Below are 25686 nucleotides of genomic sequence, written 5' to 3' on the forward strand. Positions count from 1 at the left end.
CCAAATATGTATTTGGTGGAGACGGTGGGAGTCGAACCCACGTCCAGAGATATCGGCACTTAAGCTTCTACGAGTGTAGTCGTTATATTAGTGTTTCACTACAATTCTGCCCAACGACAGGCGTCCTTGTAGCTAGTCTGGTTAATCTCTTCCAACTTTCCTCAGACGGTGGATTGTTGGCGTATCCCACTTAAGTTGAGTCCCTTACCCTACCACATGGGCGATGGAGGGAGGAACCGCAAAACAGCTTACGCTGCTAGTGCGAAGTTGTTGTTTTCTTTGCCAGTTATAGGCATGGCGTTTTTAACGTAGCTCGCCAACTCGACTCGCGACTTAAGCTCGACCTATCCCTGTCGAATCCGTAACGTCCCCATATAAGAAATGAGAACCGAAAACGGGAAAGCACTTAAGCTTCATATGTTGTTTCGGTAATAGTTAGTATAACACAGATCAGCTTCCAATCAAATGGAAACTATATCCGCTGACGCTCTTTCAACGCTTTATCCACTTCACGCTTCATCGTTTTATCTTTCAGATCTTGGCGCTTATCGTACTTTTTCTTACCTTTGGCAAGACCTAGAAGTACTTTCGCATAACCATTCTTAATATATACCTTAAGCGGAATAATTGTATAGCCCTGTTCTTTCGTTAAGCCAAGGAGCTTATCAATCTCTTTCCTCTTCATCAATAGCTTACGAGTACGGGTGGGATCGTGATTAAAACGATTTCCCTGCTCATATTCATTGACGTGCATATTGATAAGAAAAATTTCGCCTTTACGAATAATGGCGTGAGAGTCTTTCAGGTTTACGCGTCTTGCCCTGATGGATTTAATTTCAGTTCCCTGTAGAACTAGACCTGCTTCATATGTTTCAATAACAGAATAATCGTGTCTTGCTTTCTTATTTTGTGCAATGAGTCCACCATCACCTTTTGGCATGACCGTCCCCCCTCTCAAACGTCGAACTCCATTATATCAATTTGGTCAGAATAAGTCAAGATGACTTACTCCGACCGACATGATCGAAATATCGCTAGTTAGGCATTATTATTTCGACGTTTTTTCTTTTTGTTTTTTGCTTTCTTTTTCGTTCCCTGACCATCTTTAGGTGGAGAGAACTTTCTTTTTTTCTGTCCTGCATCAGTTGTTTTATTCGATGACTTCCCACGTTTTTTACGCTTTCCGCCTTCAATAACTTTAGGACTTTCTCTACGACGACGTTCTTTCGGTGGCTTCATGCCAACAATTTCGAAGTCGATCGCTCGTTCGTCAATGTTAACATTTAAGACGCGAATGGCGATTTCGTCACCGATGCGGTATACGTTACCGGTACGTTCGCCGATCATCGCATAAGCACCTTCGTCATAATGGTAATAGTCATCGGTTAAATAGCTAACGTGGACAAGCCCTTCGATCGTATTTGGCAATTCAACAAATAAGCCAAAGTTTGTTACGCCGCTAATCACGCCTTCGAACTCTTCCCCAATTTTATCTTTCATAAACTCAGCTTTTTTCAGATCATCGGTTTCACGTTCAGCGTCAACTGCACGTCGTTCCATCGCTGAAGCGTGCTGAGCGATTTCACCAAGCGCTTCGCCCCACTTAGAAGTTGTCTGATTGTCGACTTTTTTCTCAAACAGGTACGTACGAATTAAACGATGCACAATTAAGTCAGGATAACGACGAATTGGCGATGTGAAATGCGTATAGAAATCTGTCGATAAACCGAAGTGGCCGAGACTTTCAGGGAAGTATTTCGCCTGTTGCATAGAGCGAAGCATAACCTTACTGATGACCGCTTCTTCTGGCTCACCTTTCACTTCTTCTAAAAGCTTTTGAAGCGCACGCGGGTGCACCGTGTTAGCATTACCTCGTACGACATAACCGAAGTTTGTAATAAACTCAAAGAATGTATTGAGTTTGTCTGAATCCGGATCTTCGTGAATACGGTACATAAACGGAACTTCCATGAAGTGGAAATGTTGTGCAACTGTTTCGTTCGCTACAAGCATAAATTCTTCAATTAAGCGTTCAGCTACCGAGCGTTCTCGTTGAACAATCTCCTGTGGTGCCCCTTCTTCATCTACAAGAACTTTCGCTTCCGCAAAATCAAAATCAATAGCCCCTCGTTCAAAGCGACCTTTTCTTAAGATTTCAGCTAGTTCTCCCATGCCATCGAAGAATGGAACTAGAGATTTATAGCGCTCAAGTACTTCATCGTCTTCACGTTTAAGAATTTTACGTACATCCGTATATGTCATTCGCTCATTTGTACGAATAACGCTTGGGAAAATTTCATGATTCACAACTTCACCCTGCGTTGTAATTTCCATTTCACACGAAATCGTTAAACGATCCACTTGAGGATTTAAACTACAAATACCGTTTGATAATCGGTGGGGAATCATCGGGATTACACGATCGACAAGATAGACACTTGTACCACGATCAAGCGCTTCTTGATCGATTGGAGAGTTCTCAGTGACATAATACGTGACGTCTGCAATATGAACACCTAATTTATAGTTCCCGTTTGGAAGTTTAACAACGTTAACCGCATCATCAAGGTCTTTTGCATCAGCACCATCAATCGTGACAATCGTTTCTTCACGCAAATCACGTCTACCTTCAATTTCCTTCTCATCAATTTGATCAGGCGTGTCATTGGCCTGTTTCATCGTTGCATCCGGAAATTCACCTGGTAATTCATGTTTATAAATAATGGAAAGAATATCTACTCCAGGATCATTCTTGTGTCCTAGTATTTCTGTAATTCGTCCTTCAGCACTCATACGTCCTTCAGGATACTTCGTAATTTCAACAACGACTTTGTGGCCGTCAACCGCACCACCAGTAGACCCTTTTGGAATAAAAATGTCATGTGGGATTCGTTTATCATCCGCAATCACAAAACCAAAATGCTTGCTGTCAGAGTATGTACCAACTGTGCGCTTAACACCACGCTCAATGATACGAATAACGGTCCCCTCTGGACGTGTCCCTGATGATTTTTGATGTAGTCGTGCGATGACACGGTCTCCATTCATCGCTCCCTCAAGGTCACTCTGGTTAATATAAACATCCTTCTCGCCAGTGTCGCTATCTGAAATCAGGAATGCAAAGCCTTTTGCATGAACCTGTAGCTTTCCTCTTACAAGATTCATTTTCTCAGGAATGCCATAGCGGTTACTTCTTGTTCTTACAATTAAACCTTCTTCTTCCATCCCGTTTAGGGTTTTCACAAACTCCTTAAACTCACTGGAATCTTTCACTCCAAAAACTTCTTCAAGTTCTTGTACAGTTAGTGGTTTGTATGCTTCCTCTTTCATGAAGCTCAATATTCTCTGTTCATGTTCTTCTGCCATTGTCTTCCACCTTCTTTCTAGTAAAATATATCCGTAGATTATTTAGACCAATCAAGTCCATCAAGAAATGCGTGCACGTCCTTATGAAGTTCCTCTTTCTCTTTTCCAAGCGTAATAGCGTGTGTTGAATTCTCATACCATATCATGCTCTTCTCATCTGATTCTACATGATCATGAATTACATTCGCACTCTCCGTATTAATCATCTCATCGTGTCTTGCCTGAGCGACAAATGTCGGAGCATAAATCATATCAATGTTATCACGCACATCATAGATCAGGTCTCGAAGTTCTCCGAGCGTGTTCATTGGGGTTTCTTTGAACGCTTCCATTTCTTCTTCAATTTGTTCAGGAGACTTCCGTTCAAATTTCTTATATTCTCTTGCGTAAGAAAGAACACCCTGATACATCGTTTCTTCATCCTTCATATCCATTGGGGCGCACATGGGTACGATTCCCTTTACAGGAACAGTATAACCGAGCTTTAAAGAAAATACGCCTCCAAGCGATAATCCCACAACAGCTTTTTCCTCATGCCCCATGCTTTCAAGCAATTCATACCCCTCTTTGACGTTTTTCCACCAGTCTTGAGGACCTGTATGTACTAACTCTTCTGGGGGAACGCCATGTCCTTCATATTGTGGGGCATGACACGTATACCCCTGTTCCTGCAAATAACGTCCCATCATTCGGACATCTGCTGTATTACCAGTAAAGCCATGCAACATTAGTACCGCGCGATTACCTCCTTCAAATGTAAATGGCTTGGGTGCTACTACTTTCATGATGTGATCCTCCTCTAAATAATCCAGTCCTACTCATTAGTTTGACCTTCAAACAACGATTTATCCTGTCTATTGAAGTCCTTATATGCATTTTAACGGTTTCCGTCCTCAGTAAAAAGGAATGTGTTCTTCTAGCTTATTTCCCTGTTTCATTCGACAAAAAACTTGCTTTTCTTTCTTCTTTAAAAAAGCACAAGCGCCTATTTCACACGCGACATGCTTAATACGAGCCTCAATGTAGCGCTTTTTGCCACAATGGAGCTTGGCGGCGCCAGATTTCGACTTCACTGAATTTGATACTTTCATTTCCTCCAATGAAAAAAGCAGCAAGTGGTTCAACACCTGCTGCTTCCTTTATCACATTACACGAGATACGCAACGAGAATTGAAAGAACAAAGAACAATACGGCAAGTACTACCGTTACTTTATTTAAAACCGCTTCAAAGCCGCGGGCCTTTTGCTTTCCGAATAATTGCTCAGCTCCACCTGTAATGGCTCCTGATAACCCGGCGCTTTTACCAGACTGAAGCAATACGACAGTAATAAGTAAGATTGAAACGATAACTAATGCAATTGTAGCTGCAAGATGCATGATTCCACCTCCCGGACTATAGCCTTTCCAATACTATCAATTTACCATAAATTTTTCAGTAAAAGCAATCTATTTCGGTAATACAGGACATTCTCATACCTTCTTAACATTGTGTTAACACTTCTTGAACGGTAACGACTGTTTTTGTAGACGTTGTTCCGATAAGAGTGGTGGCTGATTTGCGTGAAATCTCAACTTCACGCAAATCAGCCAGAAACCGACACTGTTCATTAACATAGGTTAAAAAAGAAAAGAACCCATCAAAAACCCCCGCGTTTTCACGCGGGGGTTTGTTCAACTTACTTCTTATCTAAGTTGTAGAAGCTTTTACGGCCACCGTAGATTGCAAGGTGTTCAAGCTCATCTTCGATACGAAGAAGCTGGTTGTATTTAGCTACGCGGTCCGTACGAGACGGTGCGCCTGTCTTAATTTGTCCAGCGTTAGTCGCAACAGCGATGTCAGCGATTGTTGTATCTTCTGTTTCACCAGAACGGTGAGAAATAACAGCTGTGTATCCAGCGCGCTTCGCCATTTCAACAGCATCAAACGTTTCAGTTAGTGTACCAATTTGGTTCACTTTGATTAGGATAGAGTTACCTACACTGCGCTCGATTCCTTCAGAAAGTTTGTTTGTGTTTGTAACGAAAAGATCGTCACCAACAAGTTGAACTTTCTCACCAAGAGCTTGAGTAAGTTTCTCCCAGCCTTCCCAGTCGTTTTCGTCAAGACCATCTTCAATTGAGATGATTGGGTATTTTTCACATAGCTGGCTGTAGAATTCGATCATTTCTTCAGATGTCTTCACTACGCCTTCACCAGCAAGGTTGTATTTACCGTCGCTATAGATTTCAGAAGATGCTACGTCTAGAGCGAGCATTACTTCTTCACCAGGCTTGTAGCCCGCTTTTTCGATTGCTTCGATAATTGTTTGGATCGCTTCTTCGTTTGAACCAAGGTTAGGAGCGAATCCACCTTCGTCACCTACAGAAGTGTTAAGACCTTTTTCTTTCAAAACACCTTTAAGGCTGTGGAAAATTTCAGCGCCAGTGCGAAGTGCTTCTTTGAAAGAAGGTGCTCCAACAGGCATAACCATAAATTCTTGAATGTCTACGTTGTTATCAGCGTGCTCTCCACCATTAAGAATGTTCATCATTGGTGTTGGAAGAGTTTTGGCATTGAAACCACCAAGGTAAACGTAAAGTGGAAGTTCAAGCTCTTCAGCAGCTGCACGTGCAACAGCCATAGATACGCCAAGAATAGCGTTAGCACCTAGATTGCCTTTGTTATCAGTACCATCAAGGTCGATCATCATGTGGTCGATTCCAAGTTGGTCATAAACGCTCATTCCTACTAGCTCTGGAGCGATTGTTTCGTTAATGTTAGCTACTGCTTTTTCTACGCCTTTACCAAGGTAGCGATCTTTGTCACCGTCACGAAGTTCAACTGCTTCGTATTCACCAGTGGATGCGCCAGATGGTACCATTGCGCGTGCTTTAACGCCTGCGTCTGTAAATACTTCTACTTCAACTGTTGGATTGCCGCGGGAGTCAAGGACCTCGCGTGCATAAACGTCAGTAATGATTGGCATAACGTGTCATCTCCTTTAAATGTAAGTTATTTAATTAATGATTTCCCTGTCATTTCCTTCGGTTGCTTGCCGCCAAGCAAATCAAGAAGGGTTGGTGAAAGGTCCGCAAGAATTCCGTCTGTACGAAGCTCAGCACCGTCTTTAGTAACAATAACAGGTACAGGATTCGTTGTATGAGCAGTCATCGCATCGCCATCAAGCGTCGTGACTTCATCAGAGTTCCCGTGGTCAGCGGTAATAATCGCATTTCCGCCTTTTTCTAAAATTTTATCAACGATCTTACCAAGACATTCGTCAACAGCTTCAATCGCTTTGACTGTCGGTTCAAGCATTCCGGAATGCCCTACCATGTCAGGGTTAGCAAAGTTCAAGATAATCGCATCGTGCTTATCGGCATCGAGCTCTTTCAGTAACGCGTCCGTTACTTCGTAGGCACTCATCTCCGGCTTCAAGTCATAGGTTGCAACCTTCGGAGAGTCGATAAGAATGCGCTCTTCCCCAGGAAACTCTTCTTCGCGTCCACCGCTAAAGAAGAAAGTAACGTGTGGGTATTTCTCTGTCTCAGCAATACGCAGCTGCTTGTAGTCCTGCTGAGCTAGTACTTCACCAAGCGTGTTATCAAGGTTTGTTGGTTTGAAAGCAACGTCGCCTCCAACTGTTTCACTAAAACGAGTGAGTGAGACAAAGTGAAGATCTTTCGGACGTTCTTCCCCACGATCGAAACCGCGGAAATCATCATTCGTAAAGACTTGTGAAATCTGGATTGCTCGGTCAGGACGGAAGTTAAAGAAGATTACTGCATCCTCATCATCTACCGTCGCAATCGGTGAACCGTCTTCTTCTGTCATAACGGAAGGAAGAACGAATTCATCATAGATTTCATTCTTGTAATTATCATCAATTAACTCATTTGGATCTTTGTAAGAAGGGCCTTCACCGTATGCCAGGGCACGGTAAGACTTCTCTACGCGATCCCAACGCTTGTCGCGGTCCATGGAATAATAACGTCCTGAGAGAGTCGCAAGACGACCTACTCCGACTTCTTCCATTTTTTCCTCTAACTGCTGAATGTAGGTTTTCGCAGATTGTTGGCCAACATCACGACCATCAAGGAAACCGTGAACATAGACATCTTTTAAACCTTGCTTAGCAGCAAGTTCAAGAAGAGCGAAAAGATGTTTAATGTGACTATGAATACCACCGTCAGAAAGAAGTCCGAACAAGTGTAGGCTTGTCCCTTTTTTCTTTGCATGGTCAATAGCCTCTAGAAATGTTTCATTCTCGAAGAAGTCACCTTCTTCAATTGCAAGATTTACTCTAGTTAAGCTTTGATAAACAATGCGTCCTGCACCGATATTCAAGTGGCCAACTTCTGAGTTACCCATTTGTCCGTCTGGAAGACCAACTGCTTTACCACTCGCTTGTAGGGTAGCGTGTGGGTATTGGTTCCAGTAACGGTCAAAATTCGGTTTTTTCGCATGAGCTACGGCATTTCCTTTTTCTTCATCTCTAAGGCCGAAACCATCTAAGATGATTAAAGCTTCTGGCTTTTTAGGCATTCTGACCAGCCTCCAAAAGCTGAAGGAAAGATTTCGCATCAAGACTCGCGCCGCCGACTAAAGCTCCATCTATGTCGGATTTACCCATAAGCTCGTCAATGTTACCAGGTTTCACACTGCCGCCATATTGGATACGGACCGCATTAGCTGTTTCGTCAGACGTTTCGTCTTTAAGGACGCCGCGGATAAATGCACATACATCATTTGCTTGATCGCTTGTTGCTGTTTTGCCAGTTCCAATTGCCCAGATCGGCTCATATGCGATGACAGATTGAGCTACCTGTTCATTTGTAAGACCAGCGATTGCCTTTTGAACTTGTCCTTTAACGACATCTTCTGTTACGTTGCTTTCACGCTGTTCAAGCGTTTCACCAACACAGATGATCGGTGTTAGGTTATGTTTAAACGCTGAATGAGTTTTCTGGTTAACGATTTCGTCCGTTTCACCAAATAGCTCACGGCGTTCAGAGTGACCAAGAATCACATAGCCTACTCCAAGATCGTTAAGTGCGACAGGGCTGATTTCACCTGTAAACGCGCCATTTTCTTCAAAGTGCATGTTTTGAGCACCTACTTGAAGTGCTGTTCCTTCTAGCTCATCCGTTAAATAATCAAGGAAAAGAGCAGGAGCACAGACAACGGAATCTACGCGATCGCCATTAGGAATAAGTCCTTTCACTTCGTCAACAAAGCTTTTTGTTTCCGTAAGTGTTTTGTTCATCTTCCAGTTACCTGCGATGATTGGTTTGCGCATGTTCACTCACCATCCCTTTATAAATTTAAGTCATAAGTATTTTATTTGTCGTTAAGTGCGACAACGCCAGGAAGTTCTTTACCTTCCATAAACTCAAGTGAAGCACCGCCACCAGTAGAGATATGGCTCATTTGATCAGCATAGCCGAATTTCTCAACCGCTGCTGCAGAGTCACCGCCACCAATAACAGAATAGGTATCATTTGCATTAGCAAGTGCTTCTGCTACTGCTTTTGTTCCATTAGCGTAAACATCTAGTTCGAATACACCCATAGGGCCGTTCCAGATAACTAGCTTGGAATCAGCAACAACTTTGCTGTACGTTTCTCTTGTTTTTGGTCCAATATCAAGCGCTTCCCAGTCAGAAGGAATGTCTTCGATGCTTACAATTTTCGTGTTTGCATCATTTGAGAAATCGTCGCCAATAACAACGTCTTCTGGCATATAGAAATTAACGCCTTTTTCTTTCGCTTTATCCATGAATGTTTTCGCAAGCTCAATTTTGTCTTCTTCAAGAAGAGAAAGACCGATTTCATGGCCAAGCGCTTTTACGAATGTATAAGCAAGTCCACCACCGATGATCAAGTTGTCCACTTTATCTAGTAGATGATCAATCACACCGATTTTGTCTTTTACTTTCGCTCCACCGATAATTGCAGTAAATGGACGAGAAGGCTCAGTTAGCGCGCTTCCGAGAACTTCAAGTTCTTTTTCCATAAGAAAACCAGCTACAGCAGGAATATGATGAGCGATGCCTTCTGTTGAAGCGTGAGCACGGTGTGCAGCTCCAAAAGCATCATTTACGTAAAGATCTGCCATTGCAGCAAATTTCTTCGCAAGTTCTTCATCATTCTTCTCTTCTCCAGCTTCAAAACGAACATTCTCAATAAGAAGAAGGTCGCCATCTTCAAGACCTGCAATCGCACGGTCTACTTCTTCACCATAGACTGCATCAGTTTTTGTTACTGTTTTGCCAATGAGGTCGCTTAAACGGTCTGCAACCGGATCAAGACGTAACTCATCAACAGCTTCACCTTTAGGACGACCAAGATGGCTCGCAAGGATGACTTTTGCTCCTTGATCAGCCAAATGCTGAATCGTTGGAAGTGCTGCTTTAATGCGCGTTTCATCTGTTACCTTTCCATTATCCATAGGTACATTGAAATCAACGCGACAAAATACCTTTTTGCCTTTTAACTCGACATCACGAATTGACTTTTTGTTCATCACGCATGTCCTCCTCTGCATAAAGTTTTAAAAGGTCGTTTATACCACCTTTTAAATATAGCTATATCGTTAGTAATGACAATGGAAAAGGAGGAAGGCTCAAGACTTCCTCCTCCTCTATTAACAATTCTTATTATAGCCCTTTTGCAGCGATGTAGTCGACTAGATCTACTACACGGTTAGAATAGCCCCACTCGTTGTCGTACCAAGAGATAACTTTAACCATGTTTCCATCGATACCCATTGTAGAAAGACCATCTACGATTGAAGAGTTCGGGTTACCGTTGTAGTCTTTTGATACTAGTGGCTCGTCGCTATAACCAAGGTATCCTTTAAGGTCGCCTTCAGCAGCTTCTTTAAGAGCAGCGTTTACTTCGTCAACTGAAACGTCTTTATCAAGTTCAGCTACAAGGTCAACGATTGATACGTTAGGTGTAGGTACGCGCATAGCCATACCATTCAACTTACCATCAAGCTCTGGAAGTACAAGAGATACTGCTTTAGCAGCGCCTGTAGATGTTGGGATGATATTTTCAGCTGCCGCACGAGCACGACGGTAGTCTTTATGTGGAAGATCAAGAATTTGCTGATCGTTTGTATAAGAGTGAGTTGTAGTCATTAGACCACGCTTAATACCGAACTTGTCGTTCAATACTTTAGCAACTGGTGCAAGACAGTTTGTCGTACAAGATGCGTTTGAGATTACGTGGTGGCTAGCTGCATCGTACTTGTCTTCGTTAACACCTAGAACAACTGTAATATCTTCGTCTTTAGCTGGTGCGGAGATGACAACTTTCTTAGCTCCTGCTTCAAGGTGCTTCGCAGCATCGTCACGGTTTGTGAAACGTCCAGTGGATTCGATTACCACTTCAACACCAAGATCTCCCCATCCAAGTTGTGCTGGGTCGCGCTCAGAAAGAACAGTGATTTCAGTTCCGTTAACTACAAGGTTCTCGCCGTTAACTTCTACTTCAACATTAAGTTCTCCATGTACGGAATCGTATTTTAGAAGGTGTGCAAGCATGTTTGCATCTGTAAGATCGTTTACAGCTACAATATCAACACCAGGGTTGTTTAATGCTGCACGGAATACGTTACGTCCAATACGTCCAAAACCGTTAATACCTACTTTTGTTGCCATTGTGTAGTTCCTCCTTGAATTTCCTCGTTTCCCGAGGTGTGGTTTATTTAATAAAGGGAATCTCCCTCTAATAACGCTTTAGCGGCGCCTTCATCAGTCACAAGGATACTTTGAATCCCCGTCTTAAGATAGGCTTCGATGGCTTTTGCTTTCGAACGGCCGCCGGCTACCGCAATGACTAGTTCACTTCGCTCTAAATCTTCGAGCTGCAGTCCGATCGTTTTCACTTTATGAACGACTTCACCAGACTGATTGAAGTAATACCCGAACGCTTCAGCGACAGCATCCTCACGCTCAATCTTATTAATAACATCAAGCGTAGATTTACGCCTTTGCGCCATCGTTCTAGCTTCCCCAATCCCATGAACCACAATACCGGCAGACTTGATAATCTCAAGGATATCTTTCACGCCAGGCTCTTCAATAAGGGATTGGTATGCTTCTTCGCTCAATTGATCTGGAACATGAAGCAAACGGTAGTCAGTATGGGCTTTTCTTGCCATTTTCGCACAAATTGTGTTGGCCTGATTTTCAACCTGTTCTCCTAGGCCCCCTCGAGCCGGAACAAACAGCGTCCCTTCCATATCTGAGGAAGGAATCATCATATCAGCCACACCTGCGAGCGTGGTACCGCCTGTTACAGCAATCACTCTATCTTTTAGCTGAAACTTTTTCAAGCGTCCCACAGCGGCTCTGCCCATTTCTTTCTTTACCCAGGGGGTCACATCACTATCACCAGGGACAATAAATACTTCCGGAATGCCAAGTTTATCTTTCAAGCGTTTCTCGAGATTATCGAGCCCGGAAACTTCATCCATAACCGGTTCAAGCTCAAGAAGTAGCTGTTCGCCTTCCTCCGTCAGTTGCATACCTTGTACAGACATATGTAGGAGCCCCTGATCTTTAAAGAAAGTAACTTCGCTTCTGAGAACTCGTTCGGTTATACCCAGACTGTTCGCAAGACTTCTACGGCCAATTGGCTGCATTAGCCTCAACTGTCTTAATACCCGATAGCGCTTATTCATAACATCTAACATGTCCGGCAATAATTTTTGTTGAAGTGACAATAATGAGCGCATAATTCGTCTCCCCTGCTGTTCTTCTTTTCCTCGAGACGTATTATGTCCCGCTTAGACATTTTTAGTCCCACCTGGATCAAAAAGAACTTCTTACAATTTTCATTGTAGCAGTTGCCAAAAGTATGGGCAACTATGTTATACTGATATTTTTAAAGTAAGCGTTTTCTTATCGATTTTTTTGAAATTCGACCATAATCCACTACTTCCTCATCGATTTCAACGACGGGGATCATCAGCATAAACTTTTCTAACAGTGCCTCATCCTTATAAATATCAACTATCTGAAGAGAGAACATTTCCTCTTCCTGAAGCTCAAGAAGTAGTTCATATGCTTCATCACAAAGTGGGCATGTCTCTTTCGAATATAAAATAACCGATTTTTCCACACGTTAAACCTCCCTTCATTACTTTACTAGTTTACTCAGACAGCCTTTCGAACGCAAAAAAAAAGCGACTAGTGTAGCCGCTACGAAAATCGTTTTCGTTTCGATGAGCTTAAGATCTTTAACTCATCTCGATACTTTGCAATCGTACGCCTCGATACTTCAATCCCTTTCTGGATATGAAGAGCTTCTACAATCTTTTGATCTGATAATGGTTTCATCTTATTCTCATTCTCCACAAGTTCCTTAATGAATAGCTTTACACTAGAGGAAGAAGCAGCTTCTCCAGACTCACTAGACAGCTTGGAAGTAAATAAGTCCTTTAAGGCGAAAAGACCATGTGGCGTTTGAACGTATTTGCTTTTAATCGCTCGACTTACCGTGGACTCGTGGACATCTGCTTCCACCGCTACTTCCCTCAAGGTTATTGGAGAAAGCTCACTAATCCCATTTCTCAAAAAATTTTGTTGGTGAACAATAAAAACGCCCATTATTGCTCGAAGCGTTTGCTTTCTTTGCTCAATACTTTTTAATAACCAGCTGACTTGCTGATATTTATCCTTTAGATACTCTTCCGCTTCGTTATTTTTAAAAGAACGGTAGGCGTTGCTCACTTTCATTGCTGGTAAATCGTCATCAAGTAATGCAATAGAGAATCTACCATTTTTCTCTTCTATCATGACATCTGGAACAATGTAGGATGGTTTATCAATACCCCACTTTGATCCTGGACGAGGATCGAGATCAGCTACTATATCCGCAGCCCGCTGTATCTGCTCCACAGGAACATGAAATTCTCTCGAGAGTTCACGATATTTCTTTTCTGCTAGCGCTTTCAAATGATAGGAAACAAGATCTCGAGCAAGCTCGAAAATTTCTCCCGACTCATTTAACTGTAAAAAGAGACATTCGGAAAGAGAGCGCGCCCCTATACCTGGTGGGTCAAGTAATTGAATCTCTCTAATGGCTTCAGTGATCTCAAAGTGCTCGACATCAAAGTAATTCATTACCTCCGTCTCATTTATTCTTAAGTAACCACTTTCATCAATATTATCAATTAAATAATGCACAACGGCTTCCCTTTTACGTGGAAAGTGTAGACACCTCGCCTGATCGTGTAACTCATCATGCAAACTTTTTCTTGTTTCAGCGTATTCGAGTGGATCTTTTTTAAGCCCCGTATCATAAGAGCGTTTTGAAGAACGAACGCCACCATCCCATGAAGGGGAGTGTAATTCAATTAATGGATTTTCAAGAGCCTGTTCTTTCACGTACTCCAGTAATTCGACCGTAGAATATTGGAGTATAGAAATCGCTTGATGCAACTGGGTTGTCATGACTAATTTCGTTGTCTGCTTTTGTATCAATCCTAATTCCATCGCAATCCCTCCACCTTCATCATACTATATCGCTTCATTTTATGGTATGAAAAAAATGAAAATGACCAGAATTTTCTGTTTTTTAAAAGGGGATTTTGACACCATTTTTAAAGAAAATGATGAAATAGCCCGTCCCTTAGTCAAATTTCTACATAAACTGTCTTATAGAGAGAGAAAAAGGAGGCAAATGCCATGGATTTAGCTGTATATGGAATTGCTTTGCTTCCAGTCATCATTGGAGTTGTACACCTTTTTAAGGTGTTTGGTTTTCCGGTAAGGTTCTTACCGATTCTTTCCATTGGAATCGGAATTGTAATGAGCCACATTTATGTTGAACCGGAAGACTTCAAAAAAGCCTTCTTTATAGGATTATGGCTTGGACTATGCGCTACTGGAATGCACTCAGGCTTCAAACACACGATGAGTGGAGCAATCAGCAAAGGACATGACGATGACAAAGATAAGCCCTGTTAGAAGGTAAGACTGATCGCAAGAAGAGTGGACGAGTTCTACTCTTCTTTTTTTTCTGTTCAAAATGAAGGATACTATTCATTCCCTGGATCTAAGCGAACAAAGATGACATTTATCATAAAAAAATCCCCTTCACACTAGCGAAAGGGATTGGAATTATGTATTTGGTGCGCCCGGAGGGATTCGAACCCCCGACTGACGCGGTACCGGAAACCACCGCTCTATCCGACTGAGCTACGGGCGCGCTTCATTAGCGCAAGGATTATTATACGATATGCCCCCTTTTTTTGCAAGGTGAATTTCATAGCTTCCAAGTGACGATCAATGAGTAATCAATAGTGTATAAGAGCATTTTATCTATACCATGTTAATGAACGCTGTTGCTTTTTTGCTCTGGTGAACGGTGAGATATTAACAATATTGGCCAAAGCTATTATCCAAACATTTCATTCATATCATAGAAAAGGTATCGCTTCAGTTCTTGACGTCTCACCTGTCTCATAGTAAAGTTATACCAAACATATGTTCTGTTAGGTGGAGATGATCATGTTCCAATTAAGTAAAGAAGAAACGAAGGCATTAAGAAACTACCTCTTACTTCCTTACCTGAAAAGAGTGCTGGAAATTGACACGAAATGGGTGAACCATTCGAAAATGAAACTTCCGCGCCCTTATCTGGAACTAATTCATGCCGCTATAACGTTAGCCTCCTCTGACTTAAAATGGGCAAAAGCAATGCTTCATGATAGAGGAATCCGCGTCTATATAGAAGATACGAAAGAAGATGTTGTGATTTGCAAAGTATATTGTCGAGGTTACAATCAAACATACCGCTATTCTTCCATTCAAATACGTAATCAGGTAGAAAGACGAATTTTAGCCTACTTTTTAGCAGACGATCGATTAAAAAAAAGGAACATTCGCTCTGTTTAAAATAAAGGGATGCGGGGAAAATGGGTGTATGTGGTTAAAGAAAAATCAAACCCTTTTCATCGATTAAAAAATAGGACAGCACTTTATTTGACCTATACTGACCTTTTAGGTATGATGAACATACAGCAACTACATATTCCACAAATATAAGGGAGGAATTTAAAATGGTTTTAATTCCAACGGTAATTGAACAAACAAACCGCGGTGAGAGAGCGTACGACATTTATTCTCGTCTTCTTAAGGACCGTATTATTATGCTAGGAACAGCAATTGACGACAACGTATCAAACGCAGTCGTTGCACAACTTCTTTTCCTTGCTGCTGAAGACCCAGATAAAGACATCTCACTTTATATCAACAGCCCTGGTGGTTCAATCACTGCAGGTATGGCGATTTACGATACTATGCAATTCATTAAGCCAAAAGTATCAACAATCTGCATCGGTATGGCTGCTTCAATGGGTGCCTTCCTACTTGCTGCTGGTGAACCTGGTAAGCGCTATGCTCTACCAAACAGTGAAGTAATGATTCACCAACCGCTCGGTGGTACTCAAGGTCAGGCTTCTGACATTGAAATTCACGCAAAACGCATCATCCAAATGCGCGAGAAGCTAAACAAAATTCTTTCTGAGCGCACAGGTCAACCACTTGAAACAATCGATCGCGACACAGATCGTGACCGTTTCATGGAAGCGACTGAAGCGAAAGAATACGGCTTGATTGATGAAGTAATGGAAAAGAAAGCATAAGATAGACCCTAAAAAGCCTTTCCCAACAATGTAGGGAAAGGCTTTTTCTTTCTTAGAATAGGCGTTGTTTTTGAACCATCTGCTATTTGAGCAGCCAATGAACCACAATGGATGATCCCACTCTCTATAACTCTATTCTCTTAAGAATGTTTCGCAACGTTAACAATTTAATGCAAAACAAAAACCTGGCACACAGCCAGGTTTTGCTAATCTTTTTGAATAAAATCAATTAATGAAGACATCGCATCTTCTTCATCATTACCATCAACAGTTAAAATAACAGAAGAACCAGTACCAACAGCAAGGCTCATGATGCCCATGATGCTTTTGGCATTAACTTTTTTACCGTCCTTCTCAAGGAAGATATCCGAGTTAAATCGGTTTGCTTCCTGTACAAACAGAGCTGCTGGACGTGCCTGTAATCCTGTATCCAAAGTAACCACAACTTCTTTTTGAATCACTTGTTCATTCCTCCCCTTATTTAAAACAGTCGATCAGAACACCAGAAGCGCTATACCAGTTTCCCTTGCACTCGCCACTTTCAAACTAAAGCTATGATAGCTCGTTTTGTGGCCTCTCGATTTTAAATTTACTAAAGTGTTAAATTACCTAAAAAAGTAAGCGCTATCTCGAAAGGTGAAAAATTTAGAAAAACGCTATTTCCAATGCTTTCATTAAGAAAAATAGGGTTTTTCTTTGAAGATTCATGCTATCTATTGTACTGCTAGAAAACAACCTTCCACCATTATAGGTGGAAGCTTTTTTCTAACTTGTCCGAAAGGCTTAGGAGATCGGTTTACCATCACGAAGCTTATCAGCAATCTGGTCAATCTTTCGTAATCTATGATTGATTCCTGATTTACTAATAGCTCCTCCAGTAACCATCTCACCGAGTTCTTTCAGTGTAACATCTTGATGCTTCACGCGAAGTTCAGCGATCTCTCTTAACTTATCAGGAAGAATTTCTAAACCAACTTCCTTTTGGATGAAGCGAATATTCTCAACCTGTCGAAAAGCCGCGCCTACCGTTTTATTCAAATTAGCCGTTTCGCAATTCACGATTCGATTAACAGAATTCCGCATGTCTTTCATAATGCGTACATCCTCAAAATAGAGCAGCGCCTGATGGGCACCGACAACACTTAAGAACTCCGTAATCTTCTCGCCTTCTTTGATATAAACGATATACCCTTTCTTTCGCTCAAGCATTTTCGCATTTAATCCAAATTCATTCATTAAGTTACAAAGCGATTCCGTATGCTCTTCGTACATTGAGAAGATCTCAAGATGATAAGAGGTTTCAGGATGATTGATTGATCCCCCCGCAAGAAATGCTCCTCTTAGATAAGAACGTTTGCAACAAGACTTCTTGGTAAAATCCTTTGAGATTACTCTAGTGAACGTAAAGGCGTTATCCATTATACCGAGATCTTCAAGGAGATCTCTTGCTTTGGCTGAGACACGGACAATGTATACATTGTTTTTCTTCAGCCTCATTTTTTTACGGACAAGTAGTTCAACATCGAAGTTGTATATCCGCTTAATGAGCGTATAAATTCTTCTTGCAATGGCAGCATGTTCAGTCGGAATGTTTAGAATCAGCTGTCTGTTACCAAACGAGATCGATCCATTCATTCGAATAAGTGCTGCTAGTTCTGATCTTGCACAGCAAGGTTTACTTTCTAACTGCGTCAATTCTTTCTTTGTATCAGCAGCAAATGACATTGCCATCCCCCCTTTTTCATGCAGGGGCCCCACTGACCCATCATGATCTTTTATCGTCTAATAAGGATAAAAGAATCGATGATATTTCCTTCGCATCATGGCGTACATATTTCTCATCGTATTGAATAATTTTATCACTGATTACATGAAAACCAAAGCTCTTTAGACGATTTTCGTCATATTGCACAACCTCTGCTCGTTCTTGTGCATAACGTTTTGCATAGAAAGATGGAATCATTTCCTCATTTACAATAATCGTATCCATAAGTTTATAGCCGATGTGATCAATGAGTGCCTGCACGTGGTCACTCGCCGTATAGTTTTCCGTTTCACCTAGCTGAGTCATAACGTTACAAACATACACTTTCCTTGCCTTAGACTGCTGAATTTCCTCAGCAATGCCCGGAACAAGTAAATTCGGTAGAATACTTGTATATAGACTACCTGGCCCAAGAACAATCAAATCAGCTTCACGAATAGCTTGTAGAGATTCGGGGAGCGCTTTGATGCCTGGTGGTGAAAGAAATACCCTCTTAATTGCTTTATTTACCTTTGGAATTTGTGATTCACCTTGAACAAAAGTACCATCACGCATTTCAGCATGTAAAACAATACTTCGATTTGATGCAGGAAGAACTTCGCCACGTACGTTAAGAACGCGGCACATTTCTCTAACTCCTGTTACAAAATCACCAGTAATGTCCGTCATAGCAGCTAGCATTAGATTGCCAAGGGAATGACCTGATAGCCCATTCCCATTTTTAAACCGATGTTGCATAAGTCCTTCTAACAAAGGTTCAACCTCTGATAGCGCTGTAATAACATTTCGTACATCACCTGGAGGAGGTATATCAAACTCATCACGTAATCGACCTGAACTTCCTCCGTCGTCAGCTACAGTGACAATCGCAGTAATGTCGACAGGAAACTTTTTAAGTCCACGAAGAAGTACCGATAGGCCTGTTCCTCCACCAATGACGACAGCCTTTGGCAGATTAGTGTCATCCATATTATTTATGACCCTTCCCTTTTTCGATATCCCTGTGCGTAATATTCGTGCGATACTCTGTTTCGAAATGGTGACCAATGTGTTCTGCAAATGCAACAGATCGATGCTTTCCACCCGTACATCCAATCCCAATGACGAGCTGGCTCTTCCCTTCTCGTTTATATTGAGGAAGCATATACGCAAGCATATCAATTAATTTAGCTAGAAATGTTTGTGTTTCTTTCCACTTAAATACATAGTTCGCGACTTCTTCTTCCACACCTGTTTTTGGACGCAAATGCTCCACATAGTGTGGGTTTGGTAGAAAACGAATGTCAAAGACTAGATCAGCATCGATTGGAATACCGTATTTAAATCCAAATGACATCACATTGACACCAAAGTTCTCTTTCTCATTGTTCGAGAATCGGTCCATGATTTTTTCTCTTAGCTGAACTGGCTTAATGTCGCTCGTATCAATAATTTGCTGAGAGCGCCCTTTTAGCTCTTCAAGCATTTCTCTTTCTTTCCTAATGCCTTCAAGCGGCAAACCTTCTGGTGCAAGCGGATGAGAACGTCTTGTTTCTTTATAGCGTCTGACAAGTGTTGAGTCCTTTGAATCAAGGAAAAGAATCTCCGCATCAAGACGCTCATGTGAATCGAGGTGATCAACAGCTTCCACGAGATGGTCAAAGAAATCCCCACCACGCAAATCCATCACGAGTGCTACCTTATTTAATTTCCCTTCCGAACCGTCAACCATTTCAACGAACTTCGGTAAGAGCGCGGGTGGCAGATTATCAATACAGAAATAGCCGATATCTTCAAAGCACTGCATTGCCACTGTCTTACCAGCACCACTCATTCCTGTAATAATGACCATATGAATGCGTTTATCAAGCGAATCGGTCATTTTCCCCACTCCGTTTCTCAATTTCTCTTATTGTGACACTTCTATTTAAGACGGGTCTAATCGATATGAAAGAAGTTTAAAGTCAGGTGTATAAGTAAATGTACCGTAAATAATGCCGTGACCTTTCATCATATAATCAAGTATATGATAATCACCTGGAGCCATTGGAAGCTCACTAACATCATCTGTATTTACCCAGGAGACTTTTCCTTCATCTGATTTCTCAACTGGCTCGCCATCGTACTCCGTTGCAAGAAACGTAAACATCATCCATTCTGATTTTGTTACTTCATTTTCTTTAATAATGAATGTGAAAATGCCTTTTAGTTTTGGGTTCTTCAAATAGACACCAGTCTCTTCTCGAAACTCTCGGATCACTGAATCACGGATTGATTCTTCCGATTCCATTTTTCCACCTGGTGCAACCCACCATCCGCGTCTTGGCTTTTGTAGTAAAAGTACTCGATCATTTGCTTCGTCATTTAAAATACAGTTTGTTACACGTTGCACAATTGTCACCTCAATTCAATTATCCGATTTTTATATGAAAGCCTTATGTGCTCAGACTTCAAGATTTTCTATACATAGTATACTATGATTGCTTATCATGAACAATGAGATCGGTTTGGAGAAGCTGTTACGAACCGTCTCAACTCCACAAAAAAAGAGCACGGAGCATATGCCCGTGCCAATGAATGAATCTATTTAAAGGGGGGGTTAAATCTATTTATAGTATACCCCATTTGTATTTCACCGCTGTTACAGCAAAATTAAAAGCGAATGACGCGGTGACAGGCACCACCCGATGCCGCTCGAAAGCTGTCGAAATAAGGTTTATGGGGCAAACGTAAAGCCGGGAGTCATGAAATTCCCGGCTTCGTTTTTGTATTAGACTAACGCTTCTTTTCCTGCGTCTTCTAGTGATTCAATGTAGTGCTGAACAGATTGTGCCGCAATACTTCCATCACCAGTAGCAGTTACGATTTGACGAAGCATTTTGTCGCGAATGTCACCAGCTGCATAGATGCCAGGAACCTTCGTCGCCATGTTTTCATCTGTTACGATATAACCTTCTTCATTTGTAATCTCAAGTCCGCTAACGGCCTGATTTAATGGAAGCATACCGATGTAGATAAAGACGCCATCCGCACTGAATTCACGCTCTTCGCCCGTTACAGTGTTCACAAGAAGCGTTTTGCTCACTTTACCATTTTCACCTAGAATTTCTTTGATTGTATGATTCCAAATAAAGTCGATTTTTTCATTATCAAACGCACGTTGCTGAAGAATCTTCTGTGCTCTTAGCTGATCACGTCTGTGTACAATCGTTACTTTAGATGCAAATCGAGTAAGATACACACCTTCCTCAACAGCAGAGTCTCCTCCACCTACAACCACGAGTTCTTTGTTTTTAAAGAAAGCCCCGTCACAAACTGCGCAATAAGATACGCCACGGCCACTGTACTCAGCTTCACCAGGTACACCGATTTTCTTGTATTCAGCTCCGCTTGTTACAATAATAGCTTTCGCATGGAATTCTTGATTTCCGGAGACAACTGTTTTGTAATCACCGTTATCTCGTATTTCTTTTACATCACCATATTGATATTGAGCACCAAATTTCTTCGCGTGCTCAAACATTTTCGTAGATAGATCTGGACCAAGAATACTATCAAATCCTGGATAGTTTTCTACATCTTCTGTATTTGCCATTTGTCCGCCCGGAATCCCGCGTTCAATCATAAGAACATCGAGATTAGCACGAGAAGTGTATACAGCTGCAGTCATACCTGCAGGACCGGCACCGACAATAATGACATCATAAATTTTTTCACTCATCTGTTTCACTTCCTTCACGTTTCTATTAGTAATTTAATTATATTCATTATTAAAAAGTAATATTTCTTATTTAGAATCATATCCGATTAGTAGAAAAAAGTCTAATAGGATGCTCAACATACCCAGTTTTCTATAGTAATCGGGTTAACTTTTTACGATAGGCATACACCGTAGACCCAGATACACCGAACGCATTTGCTACGTCGATTTGAGTCACATCCGTTTGGTTAACTTTATGCCACATGTAGAGCATGGCTGCAGCAGTGGCTTTCTGATTCTGAAATGCTTTGCCACTTTCTGAAAGCTTAACATAACAAGGTAACCAGATCATCGCAATTAGCTCATGCAAATCAGAGTCACTGATGTCTGCCTGCTCGAGCTCAGCAATCACACGCATACCTGAAAGAACATGATCAGGGAAGTCTGTCTGTGTGTAAACCATATATTCATCTTTTTCATTTACAATTTGAACTGGTTCATCAGAAAGCGTAAGCGCAATATAAGCTGACAGTTCTTTTACAATAAGGGGCTCATCTTTACGTCTGCAATACGATTGCAGAATTGATGCGCCTTCAGGATCACGTCTTGTATAGAGCAACATAAGATGCGTCATTCTCGAATAATAATCGTGTTTCGCTTCATGCTCCTCTGCGACCGACATCTGGGATCGATAGCTTAGCCGATTTTTATCAAGCGTCTCTTGCTCTAGTTCAGCAAGATAGCGGCTCGCCATTTCATTAGATGATTCCACTTGCTGCATTTTTTTCCAATTACGTCTCGCAAGATCAGGACGATCGAGGTGAAAAGCAGAGACAGCCAGCCAATGATAGAATGGTGCATCCCATGTGTGTCGTGTTACTTCTGCTTTACGTAGCCAGTGATATGCTAGCTCATGTTGACCTAGGAATCCAAATGTACTCCCTAGCTTATATGAATGATCAGGATGAATCGGATAAACATTCTTCAACCGTTCAAGCATGACATCACGTTTGACATGTTGCCCAAGGAAATCATAGAAAAGCGTGAGATTACAAACCGCATTCAAGTTTCCTTCATTTTTCGTCAGAACATCATCTAGTACTTGAATAGCTTCCTCATATTGCTCGCTATAAAAATAAGCTAGCGCAAGATTGTTATAGGCAGGCCAGAATTCAGAGTAAACCTCCGTCATCCGCTCCAGTAAATCTATGGCATCAAGAAATTGGCCGGATTCAATGGCTTTACGTGCAGCTTCATGTTCTTGAATCAGCTGCTCTTCTTCACCAATCTCCTGAGGTAAATCTTCCGACTGCTCGAATAAAATAAGATCTACGAGCTCTTCTGCGTCTTCAATAAATTCTCCGTCAGGTTCGTGTTCAAGGTAAGTTCGCGCATTCTCTTCCGTTTGTTTAAACAGACCCATATGTGCGTAATTGTTCGCAAGAAAAAAGTAGCAATCATAGTATTCAGGATCAAGATCGTCAAGTACAAATTTGAGCCATTCATTTGATGCTTCATATTCGCCTAATTCCGACAGGACCGCTGCAAGTTGACATATATAATCGACTTCTTCGGGGACAAGTTTAACCGCACGTTCAAGATGCTGTTTTGCTTTATCCAAATTCCGTTGCTGATAGGCTCTCATAGCCTTTTTATAAAAATAATCTCCGTCCTGAACGAACGGAATCAGTCGGCCTTTCATTTCCGAAGAAGCATGAAGTTCTTTCCTCATGTTTCCCCCCAATAATTTCGCTTCGAATAATTCTATTACCAGTCATATCCGTTCAAAAGTATAACATACATCAGGGTGAAGTCATAAAAGAAAATAAGTAGTAAAACCTGGCTAGCGGCACACTCAAGCTAACTAAATTGTTTCTTTCTGTCCCAATTGCCCAAAATAAAAACGAGCTCCGCGGCTCGCTTTTATTTCCACATATCTTTTTTGCGCTTTGAAATTTCTTGCGCAATAAAACCAATTCCCATTCCAAGCAGTACACCAGGTCCTGGCTGTCCGAGAAAAAGCCCAATAGCAAGTCCCACAAACATAAACCCTACAAACATACGACCTCTCTCCATTTCTCGTAATTGAATTTACTCTTATTACGATCAAAAGAGAATAAAGTTTCATTACTTCGAAGCGTGTCGTTCCTCAAGTACTTGAAGGACGTCATCAAGCGAACATTCCTGCTCTCTTAACAGAACCATCCAGTGGAAAATGAGATCCGCTGATTCCCACGTAAGTTCTTCGTGGTCGCGGTTTTTCGCTGCAATAATAACTTCAGAAGCCTCTTCTCCTACCTTCTTCAGTATTTTATCGACACCTTCCTTAAAGAGATACGTAGTATACGCCCCTTCAGGACGCTCTGCTTCTCTTTTCGCAATCACTTCTTCAAGCGTATTGAGTATGGCGAAGCGATCAGCGTCCGGCTTTACTTCTTCTGAAAGTAAGGAATCATTGAAGCAAGAATAGGTTCCTTTATGACAGGCAGGTCCCGCAGGGTTCACAAGTACAAGGACGGCGTCTTGATCGCAGTCATAACGTAGATCCAATACCTGTTGCGTATTACCTGAAGTCTCTCCTTTATGCCAGAGTTCTTCACGAGAGCGACTGTAAAACCACGTTTCTTTTGTTTCAATCGTTTTCGTAAGGGACTCTTTGTTCATATAAGCAAGTGTGAGAACTTCTTTACTTGCTGCATCCTGTACAATCGCTGGCACTAGACCTTTTTCATCAAATTGGATCATTTCGGTATTCATCGAATCGCCACCCCGTTTTGTTTTAAGTAATCTTTCACATGTGATAGAGAGGTTTCTTTATAATGGAAGATGGACGCCGCAAGAGCAGCATCTGCTGAAGCATCATGGAAGACTTCAAGAAAATCTTCTGATGACCCTGCTCCTCCTGATGCAATCACTGGAATTGAGACGGCATCACCAACTGCTTTCGTTAAAGGAACATCAAAACCATCTTTACTGCCATCCGCATTCATACTAGTTAGTAATATTTCTCCTGCTCCCATTTCCTGTGCTTTGATTGCCCACTCAACTGCATCCCAATCCGTCGCAGTCCGACCACCGTGCGTATACACACGCCATGATTTCGTCTCATCTTCCCACTTCGCGTCAATCGCCACAACCATGCACTGCGTTCCAAAATAATCGGCGCCTTCACGGATCAATTCCGGACGAAGAACTGCTGCAGTATTCATGGATACTTTATCCGCTCCGGCACGAAGTACACGCTTCATATCCTCAAGCTTATTAATGCCTCCACCAACAGTGAAAGGAATGGCAAGCTCTGCTGCAACTTGTCTTACCACATCAACCATCGTTTCTCTTCCTTCATGAGAAGCTGATATATCTAGAAAAACGAGTTCATCAGCGCCTTCTTCATCATACACTCTTGCTAATTCAACTGGATCACCTGCGTCTCTCAGACCAACAAATTGGATACCTTTCACAACGCGGCCGTCTTTTACATCAAGACATGGAATAATGCGCTTTGTTAGCATGTCTAGACCTCCAACGCCTGTTTTAATGTAAATTGATTTGTATAAAGAGCTTTCCCGATGATCGCACCGCTAATCGAATCACTTCTTTGCTGAAGACTAATTACATCGTCAAGATTACTTATCCCACCTGAAGCGATCACTTCTTTCCCTGTAGCCTCACCAAGTTTAGCAATTGCCTCAACGTTTGGCCCAGACAGCGTGCCGTCCTTTGAAATATCAGTGAAAATGAAAACTTCCGCTCCGTGTTCAGCGAGTTCTTTGCCAAGATCCACCGCTTTGACTTCAGAGGTTTTCAACCATCCTTCGACAGCGACATACCCATCTCTTGCATCGATACCAATCGCGATTTTTTCTTTATAACGCTCAAGCATTCTTTTCACGAAGTCAGGATCTGAAATGGCGCTACTACCGAGAATAATACGATCAACACCGTTCTCAAGATAATAAGCGACATCTTCTTCAGTTCGAATCCCGCCGCCAACCTGGACTCGCGCCGATAACCCATTTGCGACTTCAAGAACGTGACGATCATTCACGCGCTTTCCTTCTCTCGCACCGTCAAGATCAACCATGTGAATCCACTCGGCCCCATCATCTGCAAATTGCTTTGCCATATCAAATGGTGAATCGCCGTAAACCGTTTCTTTGTTATAGTCACCTTGCAAAAGGCGTACACATTTGCCGCCTCTCATATCAATAGCAGGATAGATCGTAATTGGCATC

At 41.9% G+C, this 25686-nt stretch carries 26 protein-coding genes, 1 tRNA gene and 1 other RNA gene; 3 read left to right on the forward strand and 25 right to left on the reverse strand.

Features of this window, described 5'->3' with window-relative positions; genetic code table 11:
• Positions 1-13: 13 nt before the first annotated feature.
• The 13 genes from ssrA to rpoN form a co-directional block, all read right to left on the reverse strand.
• Positions 14-372, reverse strand: a transfer-messenger RNA (tmRNA) gene (gene ssrA / locus AC0VYV_RS18550).
• A 100-nt stretch (positions 373-472) separates the two neighbouring features.
• Complete coding sequence (smpB, locus tag AC0VYV_RS18555) at positions 473-940, reverse strand: SsrA-binding protein SmpB (RefSeq protein WP_194218797.1); 468 nt, start codon at positions 938-940, stop codon at positions 473-475.
• A gap of 98 nt (positions 941-1038) precedes the next feature.
• Positions 1039-3366 (reverse strand): ribonuclease R, encoded by a 2328-nt coding sequence (gene rnr, locus AC0VYV_RS18560; protein WP_430244884.1) that lies wholly within the window; start codon positions 3364-3366, stop codon positions 1039-1041.
• A 38-nt stretch (positions 3367-3404) separates the two neighbouring features.
• Positions 3405-4151: an alpha/beta hydrolase gene (locus AC0VYV_RS18565; RefSeq protein WP_475374094.1), complete on the reverse strand. Its 747-nt coding sequence runs from the start codon at positions 4149-4151 to the stop codon at positions 3405-3407.
• Between the two features lie 362 nt (positions 4152-4513).
• Complete coding sequence (secG, locus tag AC0VYV_RS18570; protein WP_098445013.1) at positions 4514-4744, reverse strand: preprotein translocase subunit SecG; 231 nt, start codon at positions 4742-4744, stop codon at positions 4514-4516.
• Positions 4745-5043: 299 nt separating this feature from the next.
• Positions 5044-6333 (reverse strand): phosphopyruvate hydratase, encoded by a 1290-nt coding sequence (eno, locus tag AC0VYV_RS18575; protein ID WP_194218794.1) that lies wholly within the window; start codon positions 6331-6333, stop codon positions 5044-5046.
• 26 nt (positions 6334-6359) lie between these two features.
• On the reverse strand, positions 6360-7892 hold the full coding sequence (gpmI, locus tag AC0VYV_RS18580) for a 2,3-bisphosphoglycerate-independent phosphoglycerate mutase (protein ID WP_475367963.1): 1533 nt from the start codon (positions 7890-7892) through the stop codon (positions 6360-6362).
• The gene (gene tpiA, locus AC0VYV_RS18585) at positions 7885-8646 is read right to left on the reverse strand and encodes a triose-phosphate isomerase (RefSeq protein ID WP_194218792.1); all 762 of its coding nucleotides are present in this window, start codon (positions 8644-8646) and stop codon (positions 7885-7887) included. Before tpiA ends, gpmI begins: the two co-directional genes overlap by 8 nt.
• A gap of 41 nt (positions 8647-8687) precedes the next feature.
• Positions 8688-9872: a phosphoglycerate kinase gene (locus tag AC0VYV_RS18590; RefSeq protein ID WP_475367965.1), complete on the reverse strand. Its 1185-nt coding sequence runs from the start codon at positions 9870-9872 to the stop codon at positions 8688-8690.
• Between the two features lie 133 nt (positions 9873-10005).
• Positions 10006-11013, reverse strand: coding sequence for a type I glyceraldehyde-3-phosphate dehydrogenase (gap, locus tag AC0VYV_RS18595; protein WP_194218790.1), 1008 nt, complete (start codon positions 11011-11013; stop codon positions 10006-10008).
• Between the two features lie 47 nt (positions 11014-11060).
• Positions 11061-12092 carry a sugar-binding transcriptional regulator gene (locus AC0VYV_RS18600; protein ID WP_430244892.1) on the reverse strand — a complete coding sequence of 344 codons (1032 nt, stop codon included), beginning with the start codon at positions 12090-12092 and terminating at the stop codon, positions 11061-11063.
• A 149-nt stretch (positions 12093-12241) separates the two neighbouring features.
• Entirely contained in the window at positions 12242-12478 is a 237-nt protein-coding gene (locus AC0VYV_RS18605) for a glutaredoxin family protein (RefSeq protein WP_430244894.1), read from the reverse strand.
• Positions 12479-12558: 80 nt separating this feature from the next.
• Entirely contained in the window at positions 12559-13854 is a 1296-nt protein-coding gene (rpoN, locus tag AC0VYV_RS18610) for an RNA polymerase factor sigma-54 (RefSeq protein WP_475374095.1), read from the reverse strand.
• Positions 13855-14046: 192 nt separating this feature from the next.
• On the opposite strand from rpoN, the gene AC0VYV_RS18615 reads away from it, so the two are divergent.
• Positions 14047-14328: a hypothetical protein gene (locus AC0VYV_RS18615; RefSeq protein ID WP_283153603.1), complete on the forward strand. Its 282-nt coding sequence runs from the start codon at positions 14047-14049 to the stop codon at positions 14326-14328.
• A gap of 162 nt (positions 14329-14490) precedes the next feature.
• Here the strand turns inward: AC0VYV_RS18615 and AC0VYV_RS18620 are convergent.
• Positions 14491-14569, reverse strand: a tRNA-Arg gene (locus AC0VYV_RS18620).
• A 302-nt stretch (positions 14570-14871) separates the two neighbouring features.
• Here AC0VYV_RS18620 and AC0VYV_RS18625 point away from each other — a divergent pair.
• Positions 14872-15258, forward strand: coding sequence for a YhjD family protein (locus AC0VYV_RS18625; protein WP_475365843.1), 387 nt, complete (start codon positions 14872-14874; stop codon positions 15256-15258).
• Positions 15259-15422: 164 nt separating this feature from the next.
• Positions 15423-16007: an ATP-dependent Clp endopeptidase proteolytic subunit ClpP gene (clpP, locus tag AC0VYV_RS18630; RefSeq protein ID WP_098445023.1), complete on the forward strand. Its 585-nt coding sequence runs from the start codon at positions 15423-15425 to the stop codon at positions 16005-16007.
• 206 nt (positions 16008-16213) lie between these two features.
• On the opposite strand, the gene AC0VYV_RS18635 is transcribed toward clpP, so the two are convergent.
• The 11 genes from AC0VYV_RS18635 to hisA all read right to left on the reverse strand — a co-directional run bounded on the left by AC0VYV_RS18635 (position 16214) and on the right by hisA (position 25685).
• Positions 16214-16468 carry an HPr family phosphocarrier protein gene (locus AC0VYV_RS18635; RefSeq protein ID WP_430244900.1) on the reverse strand — a complete coding sequence of 85 codons (255 nt, stop codon included), beginning with the start codon at positions 16466-16468 and terminating at the stop codon, positions 16214-16216.
• 322 nt (positions 16469-16790) lie between these two features.
• Positions 16791-17732, reverse strand: coding sequence for a DNA-binding protein WhiA (gene whiA, locus AC0VYV_RS18640; RefSeq protein WP_194218784.1), 942 nt, complete (start codon positions 17730-17732; stop codon positions 16791-16793).
• A 40-nt stretch (positions 17733-17772) separates the two neighbouring features.
• A complete protein-coding gene (locus AC0VYV_RS18645; RefSeq protein WP_226615241.1) occupies positions 17773-18741 on the reverse strand; it encodes a gluconeogenesis factor YvcK family protein in 969 nt (322 codons plus the stop codon).
• Position 18742: 1 nt separating this feature from the next.
• Positions 18743-19633: an RNase adapter RapZ gene (rapZ, locus tag AC0VYV_RS18650; RefSeq protein WP_475374096.1), complete on the reverse strand. Its 891-nt coding sequence runs from the start codon at positions 19631-19633 to the stop codon at positions 18743-18745.
• A gap of 45 nt (positions 19634-19678) precedes the next feature.
• A complete protein-coding gene (locus AC0VYV_RS18655; RefSeq protein WP_303535196.1) occupies positions 19679-20152 on the reverse strand; it encodes an 8-oxo-dGTP diphosphatase in 474 nt (157 codons plus the stop codon).
• 369 nt (positions 20153-20521) lie between these two features.
• On the reverse strand, positions 20522-21490 hold the full coding sequence (trxB, locus tag AC0VYV_RS18660; RefSeq protein ID WP_303535194.1) for a thioredoxin-disulfide reductase: 969 nt from the start codon (positions 21488-21490) through the stop codon (positions 20522-20524).
• Between the two features lie 112 nt (positions 21491-21602).
• Positions 21603-23183 carry a tetratricopeptide repeat protein gene (locus AC0VYV_RS18665; protein WP_430244906.1) on the reverse strand — a complete coding sequence of 527 codons (1581 nt, stop codon included), beginning with the start codon at positions 23181-23183 and terminating at the stop codon, positions 21603-21605.
• 191 nt (positions 23184-23374) lie between these two features.
• Positions 23375-23512 (reverse strand): hypothetical protein, encoded by a 138-nt coding sequence (locus AC0VYV_RS18670; RefSeq protein WP_165994973.1) that lies wholly within the window; start codon positions 23510-23512, stop codon positions 23375-23377.
• Positions 23513-23578: 66 nt separating this feature from the next.
• Entirely contained in the window at positions 23579-24208 is a 630-nt protein-coding gene (gene hisIE, locus AC0VYV_RS18675; protein ID WP_194218778.1) for a bifunctional phosphoribosyl-AMP cyclohydrolase/phosphoribosyl-ATP diphosphatase HisIE, read from the reverse strand.
• A complete protein-coding gene (gene hisF, locus AC0VYV_RS18680) occupies positions 24205-24963 on the reverse strand; it encodes an imidazole glycerol phosphate synthase subunit HisF (protein WP_475365845.1) in 759 nt (252 codons plus the stop codon). The genes hisIE and hisF overlap by 4 nt, the downstream gene beginning before the upstream one ends.
• Before the next feature lie 2 nt (positions 24964-24965).
• Positions 24966-25685 (reverse strand): 1-(5-phosphoribosyl)-5-[(5-phosphoribosylamino)methylideneamino]imidazole-4-carboxamide isomerase, encoded by a 720-nt coding sequence (gene hisA, locus AC0VYV_RS18685; protein ID WP_475365846.1) that lies wholly within the window; start codon positions 25683-25685, stop codon positions 24966-24968.
• Between the last annotated feature and the right edge of the window lies 1 nt (position 25686).

The organism is Anaerobacillus sp. QJM3NY_17, assembly GCF_056173665.1.